The sequence below is a fragment of the Micromonospora chokoriensis genome (assembly GCF_000718555.1).
GTDB lineage: Bacteria > Actinomycetota > Actinomycetes > Mycobacteriales > Micromonosporaceae > Micromonospora > Micromonospora chokoriensis_B.
The window spans coordinates 41,649-59,307 of record NZ_JOAN01000001.1; the positions used below are offsets into that span (position 1 = coordinate 41,649).

Consider the following 17,659-nt stretch of genomic DNA (forward strand, 5'->3'; position numbering starts at 1 on the left):
AACAGTCGGGAGGGTGGAGTGGCTGGACTCGTGCAACCCGTGCTGGCGGGTGCGGTGACCGCGCTGGTGGGCTTCGCCAGCTCGTTCACCGTCGTGCTGGCCGGGCTCCGCGCGGCCGGCGCGTCGGACGCGCAGGCCGCCTCCGGCCTGCTCGCTCTCTGCGTGGCGAGCGGGCTCGTCGCCGCCTGGCTGGGCTTGCGGTACCGGATACCGATGAGCGCGGCCTGGTCCACTCCGGGCGCGGCGCTACTGGTGGCGACCGGGCCCCCGCCGGGCGGATGGCGGGTGGCGGTCGGTGCCTTCCTCGTCTCCGGTGTGTTGATCGTCGCGGCCGGGCTGTTCCCGCCACTCGGCCGTGCGGTGGCCGCCATCCCCAAGCCGGTGGCCGGCGCGATGCTCGCCGGGGTGCTGCTGCCGCTGTGCACCGCCCCGGTCCGCGCGTTGGTCGAGCTGCCGGTGGTGGCCGGGCCGGTGGTGCTCGGCTGGCTGCTGCTGCACCGCTTCGCCCGCCGCTGGGCGGTGCCCGGTGCGCTGGTGGTGGCGGTGGTGGCGATCGCACTGACCACTCCGCCGGCCGGCCTGACCGGTGCCACGCTGATCCCGTCGGTCACGCTGACCGCGCCGGCCTGGAACGCGTCCGCCCTGGTCGGGCTCGCCCTGCCGCTGTTCCTGGTCACCATGGCCGCGCAGAACGTACCCGGCATGGCGGTGCTGGTCGGCTACGGCTACCGTCCCCCGTTCGGTGCCGCGCTGCGGACCACCGGACTGGCCAGTCTGCTCGCCGCCCCGGCTGGCGGGCACGCCGTGAACCTCGCGGCGATCACCGCCGCGCTGGCAGCCGGCCCCGACGCGCATCCGGACCCGGAGCGCCGCTGGGTCGCCTCGGTCACCGCCGGCGCGGGGTTGGCCCTGCTCGGACTGGGCGCCGGCGTGGCCACCACGCTGGTCGCGGTCGCACCGCCGATCCTCATCGAGGCGGTCGCCGGGCTGGCGCTACTGGGCGCCCTCGCCACCGCGCTCGCCTCGGCGGTGACCGATCCGGCGACTCGGGAGGCCGCCGTGGTCACCTTCGTGGTGACCGCCTCCGGAGTGACGCTGATCGGCGTGGGCGGCGCGTTCTGGGGCCTGGTCGCGGGCTGCCTGATGCTGCTGCTCTTCCACCGCCGCCCACCCGCCCCTGCCGCGCCGGACCAGCCCGCCCCCGCCCCCGCGACGCCGGACCAGCCCGCCCCTGCGGCGCCGGAAAGATCCACTCGGGTTTCATGAAGTCGGGCTGTCCCAAGGCTCCGGACGCCACGATTTCCTTGAACCCGAGTCCATCAGGGCGGTGGGGCTACTCCTCGGGCGGCAGGTCGGCCACGCCGACGGCCAGCAAAACCCGGCCGTCGGCCACCGACCCGATCCGGTCGGCCGGTACGTAGACCGCGCCGGTGCGGGTCAGCTCGGTCGAGACCTTCAGGTAGCCGCTGTGCAGCAGCCGCGCCGCCAGGTCGGCCGGGACGTCCGGTTCCTCGACGGCGGTCGCCTCGATCAGCTCGTCGAGGCTGCTGCCCGGGTCGGCGGTCGGTGTCTGGACGGTCACCGCGTTCGGGTCGCCCCGCTGGACGAGGTCCACGGTCCCGACCTCGGTGCCGGCTGAGTCGATCACCGGCATCCCAGTGGTGATCCGCGAGATGGTCGCCTGCTGCTCGTCCTGCTGGTCCATCCCGCTGCGGTTCCCGGGGCGGTACGCCGCTAAACGCCGTCGCTCGCAGACACTGTCGCTTCGCTGGCGCGCGCCCGTTCAGCTGTTCGGGAGGGTCCAGCCGCCGGGCGGGCGGGGGGACAGCTCCCGCCAGGTGTCCGGGCCGTCGAGCAGTGCCCGGACGGTGTCCTCGGCCTCGTCCGCACTGCCGTACTCGTAGAAACGGGAGATGCCCTCGGCACCGCCGGCCCGCTGCTCGACGTGCCACCGGTCGGCGTCCACCCGCAGGAAGACGTCCCGTCGGGCCAGCCGCCCCCACTTCCCGTTCCACCAGTGCTTGCGCTGCTCCATGGCGGGACTCTATCGAACACACGTACGAGAAGGTGCGGCCCCTGCGGGAATCCCACAGGGGCCGATGTGCATCCGCTCGGGTCAGCGCGGCGTCGGCGGATCGGTGCGACGACCCAGCGCGTCGTCCAGCGCCCCGCGCTGCTGACCGGGGGTGGTGTGGCCGGCGGCGACCAGGGCGTCCCGGATCTCGGTGAGCAGCTTGACCTCCTCGCTCGGCGCGGCCGGCGGCGGCTCCTCGCCCCGCTTGCGCCGCTCGGCCAGCCGGTTCATCGGGTAGACGACCAGGAAGTAGAGAGCCAGCGCGGTCAGCAGGAAAGTGATCGTCGCGTTGACGAACGCCACCCAGTCGAACGGGATCTCCCGGAACATGGGTGTCGAGCCGCTGAGGCCGTTCTTGTTTCCGGTGATCAACACGATGATCACGCGGACGAGTGGTTCGAGGAACGACTTGGTGAGCTGGGTGACCACGCCGGTGAACGCGGCGCCGATGACGACACCGACCGCCAGGTCGACGACGTTGCCGCGCATGATGAAGTCTTTGAAGCCCTTGAGCATTCGTACTCCCGAGGTGTCCGCTTTTCTGTCCGGCACAACCTATGCCCGTTCGGCGGGTTCCAGAAAAGCGCCGGCTTCGAGCGCCGCCCGGCCGGGATCGCCGGCCCGGATCGCCTCGACCAGTCGGGTGTGGTCGACGTAGCGCTCGGGGGTGAGCGCCCCGCCCATGGCCTGGGCGACCGTGCTGCGCAGGGCGGTGCCGAACGAGGCGTACAGCTCGGCGAGCATGCCGTTGTGCGCGGCGGCGACCACCGCCGTGTGCAGTGCGGCGTCGGCCTCGACGAACGCGTCGACCCGGCCGCCGCGCCAGGTGGCCTCGCGCTGGGCGAGCGCGCCGTCGAGCGCCGCCAGGTCCTCCGGGGTACGCCTCAGCGCGGCGAGACGGGCGGCCTCCACCTCGAAGGCGCGGCGTACCTCGATGACCTCGGTCATCCGATCGTCGCCGAGCCGGCGGGCGACCACCGGTGCCAGTTCGTCGGTGGAGACCACGTAGGTGCCGGAGCCCTGCCGGCACTCCAGCACCCCGGCGTGCACCAGGGCGCGGACCGCCTCGCGGACCGTGTTGCGCCCGACGCCCAGCGCGGCGACCAGTTGGGGCTCGGTGGGGATGCGCGCGCCGACGGGCCATTCGCCGCCGAGGATGCGGGCGCGGAGCTGCTCGGTGGTCTGCCGGACCCGGTGACCGCGGGGCGGCACGGCGGGCTGGCCGCGGGGCGGCTCTGGCGGCGCGGAGGCGGAATCGACCGACGGTGGCACTGGTTACATCACCGGTCCCAAATTCATCCCATGATTGTAGGTTAGAGGTCATGACCCCGCCACCGACCGCCGCTCCGGCGCTGCCCGCTCCTGTCGCCGTCGACCCCCGCCCGACGCGGGACCCCGGTGCCGGCCGGCGGACGCACCCGGCGACCGGTGGCGCGTTGGTGCTGGTCGGGATGCTGCTGGTCGCGCTCAACCTGCGTGCCGTGGTGACGAGCCTCGGCGCGCTGCTCGACGAGGTCCGCGACGGGCTGGGCCTCTCCGGCGTCACCGCCGGCCTGGTCACCACCCTGCCGACCATCGCGTTCGCCGGTCTCGGCGCGCTCACCCCGTGGCTGGTCCGTCGGGTGGCGCCGGCCCGGGTGCTGGTGGTCGCCATGCTCGCCCTCGCCGTCGGCCAGGTGCTCCGGGTCGCCACCGACTCGGCCCTGATCTTCGTGCTCACCAGCGCGTTGGCGCTGTCCGGTATCGCGGTCGCCAACATCCTGCTGCCGATGCTGGTCAAGCAGCACTTCCCGCACCGCACCGGCCTGGTCACCGGGGCGTACACGATGGCGTTGACAGTGGGCACGACGGTGGCCGCCGCCTCCGCGGTGCCGATCGCGCACGCCTTCGGCTCGTGGCGGGCCGGGCTCGGCGTCTGGGCCGCGATGGCCGCGGTGGCCGTACTCCCGTGGGTGCCGCTGGCGCTGCGGGCCCGCGCCGCCGCGCGGCGGGCGACCCCGACGGCGGCCGTCGCCACGCCGACGCGGGTCCGGCCGGCGCGGACCCGGCTCGGCTGGGCGATGGCCGTCTACTTCGGGGCGCAGTCGCTCAGCGGGTACGCGATCATGGGCTGGCTGGCCCAGCTGTTCCGTGACGCCGGTTACCACCCGGAGTCGGCCGGGCTGCTGCTCGCCGGGGTGACCGCGCTCGGCGTGCCGATCGCGCTGCTGATGCCCACCCTGGCCGGTCGGCTGGGCAGCCTGCGTCCGCTGGTGCTCGGGCTGACCACCGCGTCGGCGCTGGCCTACCTGGGGTTGGCGCTCGCACCGCACGGTGCCGCGCTGCTCTGGGTCGCCCTGCTGGCGATCGGTCAGGGCGCGTTCCCGATGATCCTGACCGCCATCGGTCTGCGGGCCCGCACCGCTGAGGGGACCGTCGCGCTCTCCGCGTTCGCGCAGAGCACCGGGTACGTGATCGCCGCCCTCGGCCCGCTGATGGTCGGCATCCTCTACGAGGCCACCGGCGGCTGGAAAGCGCCGATCGGGTTCCTGCTGGGCGCCCTCGCCGTGCAGACGACGGCGGGCATGGCGATCGCTCGTCCCCGGTACGTCGAGGACGAGTGACGATCGCTAGCTAGCGGTCAGGAGGAGGCCGGCGCTGCTTCGCCGGCGACTGCCTCATCCACCGTGGGGTAGGTGTGCAGCACCTCGACCAGCCCGCTCACCTCGAGGATGCGCAGCACGCCGCGCTGCGGGGCGGCCAGCCGGACCACGCCGCCGGCCTCGTCGCAGCTGTTCTTGGCGCGAACGAAGACCGACAGACCGGTCGAGTCGCAGAACGAGACGTCCGCCAAGTCGAACACCAGCCGGTTACGGCCCTTGTCGAGCAGGTCGGTGATCTGGTCCTGCAGCTGCGGTGCGGTGGCCATGTCCAGCTCGCCCGCGACCGACACGACGACCACGTCGCCGCGTTGTTCCGTGTGCACCGTCAACGACATTCGCCAGACCTCCTGTTATCGGGGGAACGGTATCCCACCACCGGGGTCGGACGCAGAACGGGAGCCGTGATCCGGTGGCCATCATCATTCCGTTGCCGTGGGGCAAGTAGTTGGTCGGCCCCCGGTGATAGAGTCCGCCCGGTCCAGGTCAAGGGGGTTCGAAATGGCGTTGAGCACCGAAGAAAGTGGTCGGCTCGCTGCGCTGCTCGGCGAGCAGGACGAACGGGTCACGACTCGGTGGACCGAGATCGTCACCAGTTCGTTGCGCGGCCGATTGAGCCAGGCCGAGCTGCGCCGGCAGGTCCAGGATCTGCACCGCGCCATCGTCACCACCAGCGAGCAGGGCGTCATCGACCTGTCCGCCGACAGCGCCGCCGAGCTGCGCGCCGCGCTATCCGAACTGTCCCGGGGCCGGGCCCGGCAGGGCTTCTCCGCCACCGAGACCACGATCAGCATCTTCGCGCTGAAGGACGTGCTGGCCGAGCTGGTGCAGGAGGCCGGCGGCCCGAACGCGCTGCACGACTACGTCGCCTTCTCGAAGCTGGTCGACGAGATGGGCCTCTTCACCTTCGAGAGCTTCGTCCGCACCCGGGAGAGCCTGATCGCCGACCAGGCCGAGCAGCTGCTCGAACTCTCCACCCCGGTGGTCAAGCTCTGGGAGGGCGTCGTCGCCGTGCCGCTGGTCGGCACCCTGGACTCGGCCCGGGCCCAGGTCGTCATGGAACGGCTGTTGCAGACCCTCGTCGACACCAGCTCGCCGTACGCGATCATCGACATCACCGGCGTACCGGCGGTGGACACCCAGGTCGCCCAGCACATCCTGAAGACCGTGGTGGCCGCCCGGCTGATGGGCGCCGACTGCATCATCTCCGGCATCCGGCCGCAGATCGCGCAGACCATCGTGGCGCTCGGCATCGAGTTCGGCGACATCGCCACCAAGGCGAGCCTCGCCGACGCGCTGCGCCACGTGCTGCGACTCACCGGGGTGGAGACCGCCCGCCGCCAGCCGCGCCGGGGCATCTGATGGAACGCGTACCGATCCTCAAGATCGGCGACATCCTGCTCGTCTCCATCCAGCTCGACATGTCCGATCAGACCGCGGTCCAGCTCCAGGAGGATCTCGCCGAGCGGATCGTGGACACCGGCTGCCACGGCGTCATCATCGATATCACGGCACTGGACATCGTCGACTCCTTCGTCGGGCGGATGCTCTCCACCATCGCGTCGATCTCCAAGGTGCTCGACGCGGAGACGGTAGTGGTCGGAATGCGTCCGGCCGTCGCCATCACCCTTGTCGAACTGGGGTTGTCGCTGAACGGCATCCGTACCGCTCTGAACGTCGAGCGCGGCATGGAGCTGATCGCGGCGGCCCACGCCGATGAGCTCGAATTCCAGCTCGACGACGATCCGGACGAGACGGCCACGACGTGACCGCGGACATCGACCTGGGCCAGCCGCAGGCACAGGCGGTCCAGAGCGACGAGGACGTGGTGCGCGTCCGACAGTTGGTCCGCGCCGTGGCGGTGGCCGTCAAGCTGTCCCTCGTCGACCAGACCAAGGTGGTCACCGCGGCGAGCGAGCTGGCCCGCAACACCCTGGTGTACGGCGGAGGTGGCTCGGTCGAGGTGGCGACCGTGGACAACGGCCGACGTAAGGGGGTCCGGATCGTCTTCTCCGACTCCGGACCGGGCATCGCCGACCTCGATCTGGCCCTGACCGACGGCTACACCACCGGCGGCGGCCTCGGCCTCGGGCTCAGTGGCTCGCGCCGACTGGTCGACGAGTTCGACATCGAAACGTCCACGGAGACCGGCACGCGAATCACGGTCACCAAGTGGTCAAGGTGAACGCCGATGCGGTCACCGACAGTGGCATCTGGTTCCGGGTGGAGGCCAGCAGCGCGGCGAGCGCCGTCCGGCGTGCCGCCGAGCGCCTCGGCGCACAGGTGGAGATGGGCGCGACGCGCATCGCCGACCTCGCCATCGTCGCGGCCGAGCTGACCAGCAACCTGGTCAAGCACGCCGACGAAGGTGTCCTACTGCTTCGGCCGGTACGCCGCGCCGGGCAGGCCGGCGTGGAGCTGATTGCCATCGACTCCGGGCCTGGCATGGCCGACCTGACCGTTTCGTCCCAGGACGGGCACTCCACCACCGGCACGCTCGGTATCGGTCTGGGTGCCATCGTCCGGCAGGCCAGCTGGTTCGACGGATACTCGCTGCCCGGCCGGGGCACCGTCCTCGCCGTACAGGTCTGGCCGGCGGAGCCGGCACGGCCGTCCTGGGCTGGCGCCCTCGCTCGACCGATCACCGGCGAGACGGTCAGCGGCGACGGTTACGCCGTCCGGGTCGCCGACGGGCGGCACCAGGTGCTGGTCAGCGACGGGCTGGGGCACGGCCCGCTGGCCAACGCCGCCACCGAGGCGGCGCTGGCCGCGTTCCGTGACGCTCCGGCCGGCCCGCCAGCGGTGGTGGTCGGCCACCTGCATCGGAGCATGTCGCACACCCGTGGCGCCGCGCTCGCGGTCGCCGAGTTGGTGCCGGAGGCGGGTGTGCTGCACTACGCCGGCCTGGGCAACATCTCCGGCGTCGTCGTCGAGGGCGACGGCCACCGCCGAGGGCTGGTGTCGCTGCCCGGCATTGCCGGCCACCAACGGCCGGCAATCCGGGAGTACGACTACCCGTTCGGCCCGGGTGCCCGGCTGGTGATGCACAGTGACGGAGTAGTCGACCGGTGGCGGATGGCCGACTACCCGGGCCTGGCGCAGCGTTCCCCACTGGTCATGGCGTCGACTCTCCTGCGCGACGCCGGCGTACGGCGGGACGACGCCTGCGTACTGGTCGCGAGGTCCTGGGCATGACCGGCCAGCCGGCCGCGCTGCCGCTGCTGCAGATAGCGCTGCGGGTCGAGCAGGACATTTTCGTGATCCGTCAGCGCGGGCGGGAGGTGGCCGCCGTGGTCGGTCTCGAACACCAGGACCAGGTACGGATCGCCACCGCGCTCAGCGAGGTGGCCCGGGATCTGCTGCGCACGACCGGCGGCGCCGACGTCTCCTTCCACCTCGACGAGAGCGCCGACAACCGGTTTCACCTGCGCGCGGACCTGGCCCCGGTGTCCCCGCTGCCGGACGGCCGCTACGAGCCGCAGTCCGGCGCGGTGTCCCGACTGGTCGACACACTGAGCGTGTCGACCGTCGAGGGGGTTACGGTCGTACGGATGTCCCGACGAGTTCCGGCCAACGCGCCGACGCCCACCCCGGAGCGGCTCGCCGAGTTCCGTACCGAACTCGGCCGGACCGCGCCGGCCAGTGCCCTGGACGAGCTGACCGTGCAGAACGGGCAGCTCATCGCCGCCCTCGACGAGGTGCGCAGCCAGCGCGACGAGCTGGCCGTGCTGAACGAGGAGCTGGCCGAGACCAACCGCGGCGTGCTGGCCCTCTACAACCAGCTCACCGAGGAGCTGGAGGAGACCAACCGCGGCGTCGTGGCGCTCTACGCCGAGTTGGACGAGAAGTCGGCTCAACTCCGTGCGGCTAGTGAGTCGAAGAGCCGCTTCCTGGCCAACGTGAGCCACGAACTGCGCGCCCCGGTCACCGCGATCATCGGCCTGGGGCGGCTGCTCACCGACTCCGCCTCCGACCCGCTCACCGACGAGCAGGGCCGCCAGGTCGATCTGATCCGCTCGTCCGCTGCGGACCTGCTCGGCCTGGTCAACGAACTCCTCGACCTGGCCAAGGCGGAGTCCGGCCGGATCGAGCCGGACCTGGCCGACGTCGACCTGCGCCCAGTCTTCGGTCAACTGCGCGGCACGCTGCGCGCACTGGCGACCCGCCCGGACGTGGAGCTGGTCGTCGAGGAGCCGAGCGCGCCCGCCCTGCTGCGCACCGACGAGGTGCTGCTCGGCCAGGTGCTACGCAACCTGCTGCACAACGGGTTGAAGTTCACCGAGCGCGGCGAGGTGCGACTGCGAGCCCGCCAGCACGGCGACCGTTGGCAGTTCGAGGTCAGCGACACCGGGCCAGGCATCGCTCCCGAGCTGCACGATCGGATCTTCGAGGAGTTCTACCAGGTGCCCGGAGCCACCCGGGTCGGCGGCACCGGCCTCGGTCTGCCGTACGCCCGGCGGTTGGTGACGCTGCTCGGCGGGGTGCTGGAGCTGACCAGTGAGCCGGGTGGAGGCAGCACGTTCACAGTCTCCCTGCCCACCAGCGGGGCGTGACGGTGTGGACGGCATGCCGGCGACCATCCTGGTGGTCGATGACAGTCGTACCAAGCGTTACCTGCTGGTCAGCTGGCTGACCCGGGCCGGCTTCACCGTGCTTGAGGCCGAGAACGGCGCCGAGGCGCTGGCTCGGGTCGAGGTGGACCGGATCGACCTGGTGGTCCTCGACGTCCGGCTGCCCGACCTGAGCGGCTACGAGGTCTGCGAACAGATCAAGGGGAGGCATCCGGCGTTGCCGGTGATCCACGTTTCGGCGCACGCCGTGGACGTGGCCGACCGCGCCCAGGGGCTGACCCGCGGCGCGGACGCGTACCTCACCGAGCCCATCGAGCCGGAGGAGCTGATCGCCACCACCCGGGCGGTGCTGCGCTACTACCAGGCACGGCAGCGCGCCGAACTGCTCGCCGAGCGGCTGCTCGGGTTGGCCGACACGACCGTGGCGGTGCACGCCGCGCCGACCTTCGCGCGCCTGCTGGAGGCCGCCGCCGAGGGTGCCGCCGAGATCTTCAAGAGCCCGGCCGCGGTGATCGCCGAGACCTTCGACGGTGACTGTCTGGCCGGGATCTGTGCCGGGCCCGGCGCGGTGGCCGCCGTGGTGCCGTGGGTAGTCGACGACACCGGTGTGCCGACCGGCGCCACGGTCCGAGTGGAGCCCCCGGCGAGCTGGGCGCTCGTCGACTGGCCGGCCGACGACACGGTCACCGTCGCCGCCGCCAAGCTGCGCGAGGACCGGGCCCCGCTGTACGTGGTGGTCCCGACCGCCACCCAGACCGCACGGACCCCGGTGCTCAAGCAGCTCGCCCAGGCGGTGGCGGCGGCGGTGGAGGCCCAACGCTCGTTCGACGAGGAGCACCGGATCGCGGTCACCCTGCAACGCAGCCTGCTCCCGCGCGGGCTGCCCACCGTGGCCGGCCTGGACCTCGCGGTGCGCTACGAGCCGGCCAGCGCGCAGACCGAGGTGGGCGGCGACTTCTACGAACTGGTGATGCTCGACGGGCACCTGCTGCTGGCGATCGGAGACGTCGCCGGCCACTCGCTGCACGCGGCGACCGTGATGGCCGAGCTGCGGCACGCGGTCCGGGCGTACGCGGTCGAGGGCCACCAACCCGGCGAGATCCTGCACCGGGTCAACGAGCTGATGCGGACACTGCTGCCGAACGAGATCGCCACACTCTGCGTACTGCTGCTGCACCCGCCGACCGGACGGGTCCGGCTGGCCAGTGCCGGGCACCTTCCGCCGCTGCTCGTCATGGACGGCAAGGTCGAGTTCGTGCAGCACTCCGCGCCGCTGCTCGGCGTCCGCGCTCCGCGCCCGGCCGACCTGGAGTTCGTGGTGCCGGCCGGGGCCACGCTGGTGTTCTACACCGACGGGCTGATCGAGCGTCGGGACGCCACCATCGACGAAGGGCTGGCCGCGCTGGCCGCGAGCGCCGCGACAGTCGACGGCGACCTGGACCAGTTCTGTGCCCGACTGCTGGTCGAGCTGGCCCCACCGGAGATCCAGGACGACGTCGCCGTGGTCGTCCTGCGCCGCCGCTGACTTTTTACCGCACCGAGCGGGCGTACGCGGCGGGTGACACCCCGGCCACGGCGGTGAAGTCGCGGACCAGGTGGGCCTGGTCGCTGTAGCCGAGGTCGGCGGCGAGATCAGCCCAGCTCAGCGGCCCACCGGCGGCCTGTTCGACCGCCTCCTGAAGCCGGTAGCGGCGGATCACCCACTTCGGCCCGACTCCCACGTACTCCATGAAGAGCCGCTGCAACCGACGCACCGGCAGGTCGTGCCGCGCGGCGAAGTCGTCGACGCGCAGCACCGTCCGGTCGGTACGGATCGCCTCGGCCAGCCGGACGGCCTCCCCGGCCATCGGGTCGGGCTCCGGTGACCAGCCCGTGAGTAGGGCGTCCAGCGCCCCGCAGCGCTCGTCGTCGGTGCCCGCGCACACCACTTCCTGAGGTGCCGCCAGCCGGCCAGCGGGCAGCGGCGGCCGGTCAGCTCCGAGACCGGCCGCCGCCAGAACGCGTGGAATCCGCCGGGGCGGAACTGCACCCCGCACACCCGGCCGGTGCCGCTGAGCGTGATCCGGAACAGGTCGAGGCCCACCCCGGCCACCTCGCCGGACTCAAGCCGGTCGCTGCCGTCGCCGTTGCTGCTGCCGTCACGTTGGAACACCACGTTGACCGCCGGGTGCGGCACGATCCGCTGCTCGAACGGTCTGCTCAACGCCCAGTCGATCAACCAGTAGTGCTCGACCCACGGGCGTATCGACTCCGCCGGCAGGTGTCGACGGAAGCGCACCTCGCGCAGCATCCGCCCGGGATCGAGAATCCCCCGGCTGTCGCCACGCGGTCGCTGTCGCATTTGTTCAAGACCACCCTCATACGCTGGCCCTATGTCCACTCAGACTAGCGATCTGCTGGCGGCTGCCGCGCCGCGAACCGTCGATGTGGTGCGTGGCATCTCCGACGACCAGCTCGACCTGCCCACGCCGTGCAGCGACTACGTGGTCCGTGATCTGCTCAACCACCTCTTCCAAGTGGTGGTCAACTTTCAGGAGCTGGCCGAGAAGCGCCAGGTGGAGTGGGCCGAGAAGCCCGACTACCTGGGCGAAGGCTGGCGGGACCGCTTCGAGGTGGAGACCGGCCGGTTGATCGCGGCGTGGTCGGACCCGTCCACGGTGGAGGGCATGTCGCCGCGTATGCCCATGCCGCAGACCGCCATCGGCGGCATGGCCCTGCTGGATTTGACCGTGCACGGTTGGGACCTCGCGGTCGCCACCGGCCAGCCGTACCACCCGGCCTCGGAGGTGGTGGCCGAGCTGCGCGACCTGGTGGAGCAGTTGGGCCCCACCGCCCGCAAGATGGGTGTCTTCGCCGACCCAGCTCCCACGCCCACTCAAACCCCCACCGACCTGGCCCACCTCCTGACCCAAACCGGCCGCACCCCCACCTGGCCCCAAACCCCCTAACCCCGCCTACCCCACCCCCCATCTCCCCAGGTTGATCATGAAGTTATTGCCATGACACGCCGCTGCGGAGGGCGATAACTTCATGATCAACCGAGGTCGGGGTGGAGTGGGCGGGGCGGTTGTTGACTTAGGTATTCGCTCGGTGAATAGTGGCGGCTGTGTCTACGCCGCATGTCTTGCTTGGTTTGCTGGCCGGGGGCAGCCGGCACGGCTATGAGCTGAAGCGTGCGCACGACGAGCGGCTGCCGCGGGCTCGGCCGCTGGCCTTCGGGCAGGTCTACGCCACTCTCGGCCGCCTCGAACGGGACGGGCTGGTGGCGGCCGCCGGGCAGGACCGCGTGGCCGGGCCGGATCGCACGGCGTACGCGCTGACCGACCAGGGTCGGGACACGCTGGACCAGTGGTTGACCACCGTGGAACCGCCCATGCCGTATGTGGCCAGCACGCTCTTCGCCAAGGTCGTGGTGGCGCTGCTGGTCGCCGATGTCGATCGGGCCCGGTCCTACCTGATCGCCCAACGTGCCGCGCACGCCGCACGGCTGCGGGAGCTGACCGCAGTCAAGGCTGACACGGCCGCCACCCTCAGTGATGTGGTCGCGGCCGATTTCGCGATCGCCCACCTCGACGCGGATCTCCGGTGGCTGCAGACCACCCTGGGCCGGGTCGCCGACTGGCACCGGGAGGTGCATCCGTGACGCAACTCCAGGCTCGCGGCGTGGTTCGGGCGTACGGCCCGACGCCCGCGCTGCGCGGCGTGACACTCGACGTGGCCGAGGGCGAGATCGTCGCCGTCACCGGGCCGAGTGGCTGCGGCAAGTCGACCCTGCTGCACTGCCTGTCCGGGATCCTCCGGCCGGACGCCGGCGAGGTCACCTGGGGCGGGCACCGCATCGACACCTGGTCGGAGGCGGCCCGGTCCCGGCTGCGGCGTACCGAGTTCGGGGTGCTGTTCCAGTTCGGGCAACTGGTCGCCGAGTTGACCGCCGCCGAGAACGTCGCCCTGCCCCTGCTCCTCGCCGGCACGGGGCGGCGAGAGGCGCGGACGGCGGCGCTCACCTGGCTGGAACGGTTCGGGGTGATCGAGGTGGCCGATGTGCGGCCGGGTGAGATGTCCGGCGGTCAGCAGCAACGCTGCGCCACGGCACGGGCGCTGGTCACCGAGCCTCGGGTGCTCTTCGCCGACGAGCCGACCGGTGCGTTGGACACGCTCACCGGCGAGCAGGTCCTCACCCAACTGGTCCGGCTCGCCCGTGAGCAGCGCACTACGGTCGTGCTGGTCACCCACGAGCCGCGGATTGCCGCGTACGCCGATCGGGAGATCGTGCTGCGCGACGGCCTCGTGGACCACACCGGCCTGGGGCTCGACGTGCCGCTGGCCGGCGGTGCTCGGTGAGACCGACGACGCTGGTCCGCCTCGCGCTCGCCGGCACCCGCACCGACACCGCTCGGGTGGTGCTCACCGCGCTCAGTGCCCTGCTGGCGACCCTGGCCGGGCTCGCGGCGCTCACCGTGTTGGCCATCCCCACGCCGGCGGCGACGGATGAGAACCAGACCAGGTGGTCGGAGCAGTACCACAACGCTCTGCTGGCGGAGCCTGGGTTGCGCGGCGGTACGGCGTTCGCGCTGCTGATGCTGATGATCCCGGTGCTGGCGCTGGCCGGTCAGTGCGCCCGGCTCGGCGCACCGGCACGGGACCGCCGGTTGGTCGCGCTCCGGCTGGCCGGTGCCACTCCGGGCCAGGTCACCCGGCTGGTGGTGCTGGAGACCGGCGTGGCCGCCCTGCTCGGCACGCTCGTCGGGCTGGGTGTCTACCTGATTGGCCGCGATCTGCTGCACCGCCCGGACGCGCGAGGTCAACTGATCCTGCCCACCGATGTGCTGCCGTCGCCCGGCGCGCTGGCCTGCGTGGTGCTCGGTCTGCCGGTCGTCGCGGCGCTGGCCACCGCCCTGATGCTGCGTACGGTCACCACCAGCCCGCTCGGGGTGAGCGGCAAGGCCGCCCGTGAGCGCGGTCCGGGCCCATGGGCCGGGCTCCTGATCGGGTTCGGCGTGGCCTCGTTCGCGCTGGTCCGCCCGGCGGTAGATCGGTTCGACGACAGTGAAGAGTTGGCCTGGCTGGCGCCGCTGTTGTTCGCGGTGGGTGCGTTCGCGGCGATGATCGGGGTGGTGATCGGCACCGGCTGGATCTCGTACCACTGCGGGCGGCTGCTGCGTCGGCACGCCCGCCGTGCGCCGGGCCTGCTCGCGGCGGGCCGGCTGATGGCCGATCCGTGGGCGGGCAGCCGTACGTTCGCGGCGCTGCTCGCCGCCCTGATCTTCGGTGCGGGTGCGGCAGCCCAGCGCGCCTACTTCGCCGCCAAGGACCAGCTCGAGCGGGAGCAGAGCCGACTCGTCGGGGTGGACGGTGGCGGCGACAACCCCTTCTATCTGTCGACGATGGATCTTGTCGATAGCGCGGTCGCCGTGGCCATCCTGATCGCGACGGGCGGGCTGATCGTCGCGCTGGTCGAGGGGATCGTTGCCCGTCGACGCGCTTACGCCGCGTTGGTCGCCACCGGGGTGCCCCGCGCCACGCTGAGTCGTTCGGTGGCCTGGCAGGCGTTGACGCCGGCCGTGCCGGCGATCCTGCTCGCGCTCGGCGTGGGCACGCTGCTCGGCCGGGGGCTCGCGGCGGAGGTGTCGGCGGGCGGCGGGTCGACGTCGACCTGCGAGGCCACGGCTGCGCTCTGCGCCGACCCTGCGACCCAGGAGCAGTACACCCGGATCGTGCACATTCCCGTGGTGCAGCGAGCCGTTCCCGTACCTCTGGAGCACCTGGCGTGGCTCGGGGCCGGCGCGTTGGCGGCGGTGCTGGTGACGGTCGGTGTCGGCCTGCTCTTCCTGCGCGCCAGTACCGCCCTGGACGAGCTGCGGACGACCTGAACCGGGCCGGCGTGACCCGCTCGGCCAGGTCAGGCGCTGAGCAGACCGGAGGAGAGTGCGACAAGCGTGCCGACCACGGCCGAGCAACAGCAGACCAGGAGGCCGGCGACAATCGCGAGGATCAGCCAGACGCGGCGGTCCCGCGCCACCGCGGCCACGCTCGGTCGGCGGACGTCCTCGGCGGCCCTGCCGTCACCATCCGTAGCCTCGGTCACCCCGGAAGTCTAGGCTCCGGCATCCCCTGCGACCCGGAAAGGCCAGGCCGTGCGGCGCGGAACGCCCGCGCATACGGGACTTGGCCATGATCGCGCCCGATCAGGGAAGTAGTGGTCTCCCCGAGCTGCCGAGGGGACTACTTCCACGATCGAGCGCGATCATGCCGGCCCGACGGGTCAGGCGTGACCGATGCGGTCCAGGATCCAGGCGTTGATGAACGCCTCTTCGCGCCAGGAGTCGTAGCGACCGCTCGGGCCGCCGTGCCCGGCACCCATCTCGGTCTTCAGCAGATAGTCACCGCCCGGGGCGACCGCCCGCAGCCGGGCGATCCACTTCGCCGGCTCCGAGTAGAGCACCCGCGTGTCGTTGAGGCTGGTCACCGCGAGGATCGCGGGATAGTCCACGGCGGTCACGTTCTCGTACGGCGTGTAGGACTTCATGTACGCGTACACCTCGGGGTCGTCGAGTGGGTTACCCCACTCCTCCCACTCGGTGACGGTCAGCGGCAGCGACGGGTCGAGGATCGACGTGAGCGCGTCCACGAACGGCACCTGCGCCACGATCCCGGTGAACGCGTCCGGCGCGAGATTGGCCACCGCACCCATCAGCAGGCCACCAGCCGAGGCGCCCCGGGCGACCAGCCGGTCGCTGGCCGTCCAGCCGGCCTTGACGAGGTGCCGGGCACAGGCGACGAAGTCGGTGAAGGTGTTCTTCTTGGCCAGCAGCTTGCCCTGGTCGTACCAGCGGCGGCCCAACTCGCCGCCGCCCCGGATGTGCGCCACGGCGAAGACCACGCCCCGGTCCAGCAGGGACAGTCGGGCCACCGAGAACCACGGGTCCATGCTGGCCTCGTACGAACCGTAGCCGTACAGCTCGGCGGGTGCCGAGCCGTCCCGGGGGGTGCCGACGCGGCAGACCACCGAGATCGGCACCCGGGTGCCGTCGTCGGCCAGTGCCCAGTCCCGGTGCTGCTCGTACTCGGCCGGGTCGTACGGCCGCCCGTCCGGCCCGGGCAGTACGGGCTTCTGCTTGAGCAGCACCATCTGCCGGGTGACCAGGTCGTAGTCGTACACCGAGTCGGGGGTGATCAGTGAGGAGTAGCGCAGGCGGACCTGCCCGGTGCGGTACTCCGGGTTGGCGTCCAACCCGACGCTGTACAGCGGCTCGGGGAAGTCGATGTCGTGCGAGTCGTCGCTGCCCACCGGCAGCACCCGCAGCCCGGTGAGCCCGTCGGTGCGCAGCGACACCACGAGGTGGTTGGCGAAGGCGTCGACGGACTCCAGCCGGGTGCCGGGGGTGTGCTCGATCAGCGGCACCCAGTCGCCCGGCGCGTCCGCCGAGGTGAACGCCAGCGCGAAGTCCTCCGCGCCGTCGTTGTGCAGGATCAGGAAACGGTGGCCGTGGTGCTCCACCGCGTATTCGACGCCCTGTCGGCGAGCAGCGATCACGGCCGGCACGCCGGTCGGGTTGCCGGCGGGGATGACCAGCACCTCGCTGGTCACCTTGCTGTGCACGTCGATGAGGATGAACCTCTCCGACCGGGTCAGCTCCACGCCCACCCAGAACCGCTCGTCGTCCTCCTGGTGGACGACGACGTCCTCGGCGGCAGCGGAGCCGACGGTGTGCCGCCAGACCCGGTTCGGCCGCCAGGCGTCGTCCACGGTCACGTAGAACAGCACCGAGGCGTCGGCCGACCAGGCAGTGCCGTAGAACGTGTCAGGTACCTCGTCCGGCAGCAGCTCGCCGGTGGTCAGGTCCTTCACGCGCAGGGTGAACCGCTCGTCGCCGGAGAAGTCGGTGGAGTAGGCCAGCCAGCGACCGTCCGGGCTGACGTCGAACGCGCCCAGCGAGAAGAAGTCGTGCCCCTCGGCCAGCAGGTTGCCGTCGAGCAGCACCTCCTCGCCGTCGAGCGGGGCGCCGTCCGTGCTGACCGGCGGGTCGGTCTCACCGTCGCGGACCGCCCGCCGGCACTGCACCCCGTACTGCTGCCCTTCGACCGTCCGGGTGTAGTACCAGTGCCCGCCCTTGCGGGTCGGCACGGACAGGTCGGTCTCCTGGGTGCGTCGGCGAGTCTCCTCGAACAGGTCGGCGCGCAGTTCGGCCAGGTGCGCCGTACGCGCGTCGGTGTAGTCGTTCTCGGCGGTCAGGTAGGCAATCGTCTCCGGGTCGTCCTTGGCGGCGAGCCAGGCGTACTCGTCGACGACGGTGTCGCCGTGGTGGGTGCGCTCGCTGGGCACCCGCTTCGCCGCGGGCGGGGCAATCTCGGTGGTCACGGCGGCCACGTTACCG

The 17,659-nt window shown here is 71.8% G+C and carries 21 protein-coding genes; 12 read left to right on the forward strand and 9 right to left on the reverse strand.

The annotated features are described in order from the left end of the window. Window positions 1-18: 18 nt before the first annotated feature. The gene (locus IF46_RS0100200) at window positions 19-1,266 is read left to right on the forward strand and encodes a benzoate/H(+) symporter BenE family transporter (RefSeq protein ID WP_036390780.1); all 1,248 of its coding nucleotides are present in this window, start codon (window positions 19-21) and stop codon (window positions 1,264-1,266) included. Between the two features lie 67 nt (window positions 1,267-1,333). Here the strand turns inward: IF46_RS0100200 and IF46_RS0100205 are convergent, their stop codons facing one another. The 4 genes from IF46_RS0100205 to IF46_RS0100220 form a co-directional block, all read right to left on the reverse strand. Continuing rightward, complete coding sequence (locus IF46_RS0100205) at window positions 1,334-1,705, reverse strand: hypothetical protein (RefSeq protein ID WP_030486187.1); 372 nt, start codon at window positions 1,703-1,705, stop codon at window positions 1,334-1,336. Window positions 1,706-1,783: 78 nt separating this feature from the next. Further along, a complete protein-coding gene (locus tag IF46_RS0100210) occupies window positions 1,784-2,035 on the reverse strand; it encodes a hypothetical protein (RefSeq protein WP_030486188.1) in 252 nt (83 codons plus the stop codon). A gap of 81 nt (window positions 2,036-2,116) precedes the next feature. Next, complete coding sequence (mscL, locus tag IF46_RS0100215) at window positions 2,117-2,590, reverse strand: large conductance mechanosensitive channel protein MscL (RefSeq protein ID WP_030486189.1); 474 nt, start codon at window positions 2,588-2,590, stop codon at window positions 2,117-2,119. Between the two features lie 39 nt (window positions 2,591-2,629). Next, the gene (locus IF46_RS0100220; protein ID WP_051723540.1) at window positions 2,630-3,346 is read right to left on the reverse strand and encodes a FadR/GntR family transcriptional regulator; all 717 of its coding nucleotides are present in this window, start codon (window positions 3,344-3,346) and stop codon (window positions 2,630-2,632) included. Window positions 3,347-3,396: 50 nt separating this feature from the next. Between IF46_RS0100220 and IF46_RS0100225 the strand changes: the two genes are divergently transcribed. Next, window positions 3,397-4,677 (forward strand): MFS transporter, encoded by a 1,281-nt coding sequence (locus IF46_RS0100225; protein ID WP_030486191.1) that lies wholly within the window; start codon window positions 3,397-3,399, stop codon window positions 4,675-4,677. A 17-nt stretch (window positions 4,678-4,694) separates the two neighbouring features. On the opposite strand, the gene IF46_RS0100230 is transcribed toward IF46_RS0100225, so the two are convergent. Further along, on the reverse strand, window positions 4,695-5,051 hold the full coding sequence (locus IF46_RS0100230) for an STAS domain-containing protein (RefSeq protein ID WP_030486192.1): 357 nt from the start codon (window positions 5,049-5,051) through the stop codon (window positions 4,695-4,697). 163 nt (window positions 5,052-5,214) lie between these two features. Between IF46_RS0100230 and IF46_RS0100235 the strand changes: the two genes are divergently transcribed. From IF46_RS0100235 to IF46_RS0100260, 6 genes are read left to right on the forward strand one after another with little or no spacing between them, the layout of a single operon-like run. Beyond that, window positions 5,215-6,075 (forward strand): STAS domain-containing protein, encoded by an 861-nt coding sequence (locus IF46_RS0100235; RefSeq protein WP_030486193.1) that lies wholly within the window; start codon window positions 5,215-5,217, stop codon window positions 6,073-6,075. Beyond that, window positions 6,075-6,482, forward strand: coding sequence for an STAS domain-containing protein (locus IF46_RS0100240; RefSeq protein ID WP_030486194.1), 408 nt, complete (start codon window positions 6,075-6,077; stop codon window positions 6,480-6,482). The genes IF46_RS0100235 and IF46_RS0100240 overlap by 1 nt, the downstream gene beginning before the upstream one ends. Next, entirely contained in the window at window positions 6,479-6,898 is a 420-nt protein-coding gene (locus IF46_RS0100245) for an anti-sigma regulatory factor (RefSeq protein ID WP_030486195.1), read from the forward strand. The genes IF46_RS0100240 and IF46_RS0100245 overlap by 4 nt, the downstream gene beginning before the upstream one ends. Further along, window positions 6,895-7,908: a SpoIIE family protein phosphatase gene (locus IF46_RS0100250; protein WP_036390840.1), complete on the forward strand. Its 1,014-nt coding sequence runs from the start codon at window positions 6,895-6,897 to the stop codon at window positions 7,906-7,908. The genes IF46_RS0100245 and IF46_RS0100250 overlap by 4 nt, the downstream gene beginning before the upstream one ends. Next, a complete protein-coding gene (locus IF46_RS0100255; protein ID WP_030486197.1) occupies window positions 7,905-9,266 on the forward strand; it encodes a sensor histidine kinase in 1,362 nt (453 codons plus the stop codon). The genes IF46_RS0100250 and IF46_RS0100255 overlap by 4 nt, the downstream gene beginning before the upstream one ends. Window positions 9,267-9,279: 13 nt before the next feature. Continuing rightward, complete coding sequence (locus tag IF46_RS0100260; protein WP_030486198.1) at window positions 9,280-10,809, forward strand: SpoIIE family protein phosphatase; 1,530 nt, start codon at window positions 9,280-9,282, stop codon at window positions 10,807-10,809. A gap of 4 nt (window positions 10,810-10,813) precedes the next feature. Here the strand turns inward: IF46_RS0100260 and IF46_RS35695 are convergent, their stop codons facing one another. Together IF46_RS35695 and IF46_RS35700 are read right to left on the reverse strand one after the other, a co-directional pair. Next, on the reverse strand, window positions 10,814-11,014 hold the full coding sequence (locus IF46_RS35695) for a helix-turn-helix domain-containing protein (protein WP_420063539.1): 201 nt from the start codon (window positions 11,012-11,014) through the stop codon (window positions 10,814-10,816). Next, window positions 10,981-11,625 (reverse strand): DUF6597 domain-containing transcriptional factor, encoded by a 645-nt coding sequence (locus tag IF46_RS35700; protein ID WP_420063540.1) that lies wholly within the window; start codon window positions 11,623-11,625, stop codon window positions 10,981-10,983. The genes IF46_RS35695 and IF46_RS35700 overlap by 34 nt, the downstream gene beginning before the upstream one ends. A gap of 31 nt (window positions 11,626-11,656) precedes the next feature. Between IF46_RS35700 and IF46_RS0100270 the strand changes: the two genes are divergently transcribed. The 4 genes from IF46_RS0100270 to IF46_RS0100285 all read left to right on the forward strand — a co-directional run bounded on the left by IF46_RS0100270 (window position 11,657) and on the right by IF46_RS0100285 (window position 15,154). Further along, complete coding sequence (locus IF46_RS0100270; RefSeq protein WP_030486199.1) at window positions 11,657-12,232, forward strand: TIGR03086 family metal-binding protein; 576 nt, start codon at window positions 11,657-11,659, stop codon at window positions 12,230-12,232. 158 nt (window positions 12,233-12,390) lie between these two features. Then, the gene (locus tag IF46_RS0100275; protein ID WP_030486200.1) at window positions 12,391-12,927 is read left to right on the forward strand and encodes a PadR family transcriptional regulator; all 537 of its coding nucleotides are present in this window, start codon (window positions 12,391-12,393) and stop codon (window positions 12,925-12,927) included. After that, complete coding sequence (locus IF46_RS0100280) at window positions 12,924-13,625, forward strand: ABC transporter ATP-binding protein (protein ID WP_030486201.1); 702 nt, start codon at window positions 12,924-12,926, stop codon at window positions 13,623-13,625. Before IF46_RS0100275 ends, IF46_RS0100280 begins: the two co-directional genes overlap by 4 nt. Then, window positions 13,622-15,154 carry an ABC transporter permease gene (locus IF46_RS0100285; protein WP_030486202.1) on the forward strand — a complete coding sequence of 511 codons (1,533 nt, stop codon included), beginning with the start codon at window positions 13,622-13,624 and terminating at the stop codon, window positions 15,152-15,154. Before IF46_RS0100280 ends, IF46_RS0100285 begins: the two co-directional genes overlap by 4 nt. A 29-nt stretch (window positions 15,155-15,183) precedes the next feature. On the opposite strand, the gene IF46_RS32055 is transcribed toward IF46_RS0100285, so the two are convergent. Next, a complete protein-coding gene (locus IF46_RS32055) occupies window positions 15,184-15,369 on the reverse strand; it encodes a hypothetical protein (RefSeq protein ID WP_036390785.1) in 186 nt (61 codons plus the stop codon). Between the two features lie 177 nt (window positions 15,370-15,546). After that, window positions 15,547-17,643: a S9 family peptidase gene (locus IF46_RS0100295; RefSeq protein ID WP_030486203.1), complete on the reverse strand. Its 2,097-nt coding sequence runs from the start codon at window positions 17,641-17,643 to the stop codon at window positions 15,547-15,549. Window positions 17,644-17,659 lie beyond the last annotated feature (16 nt).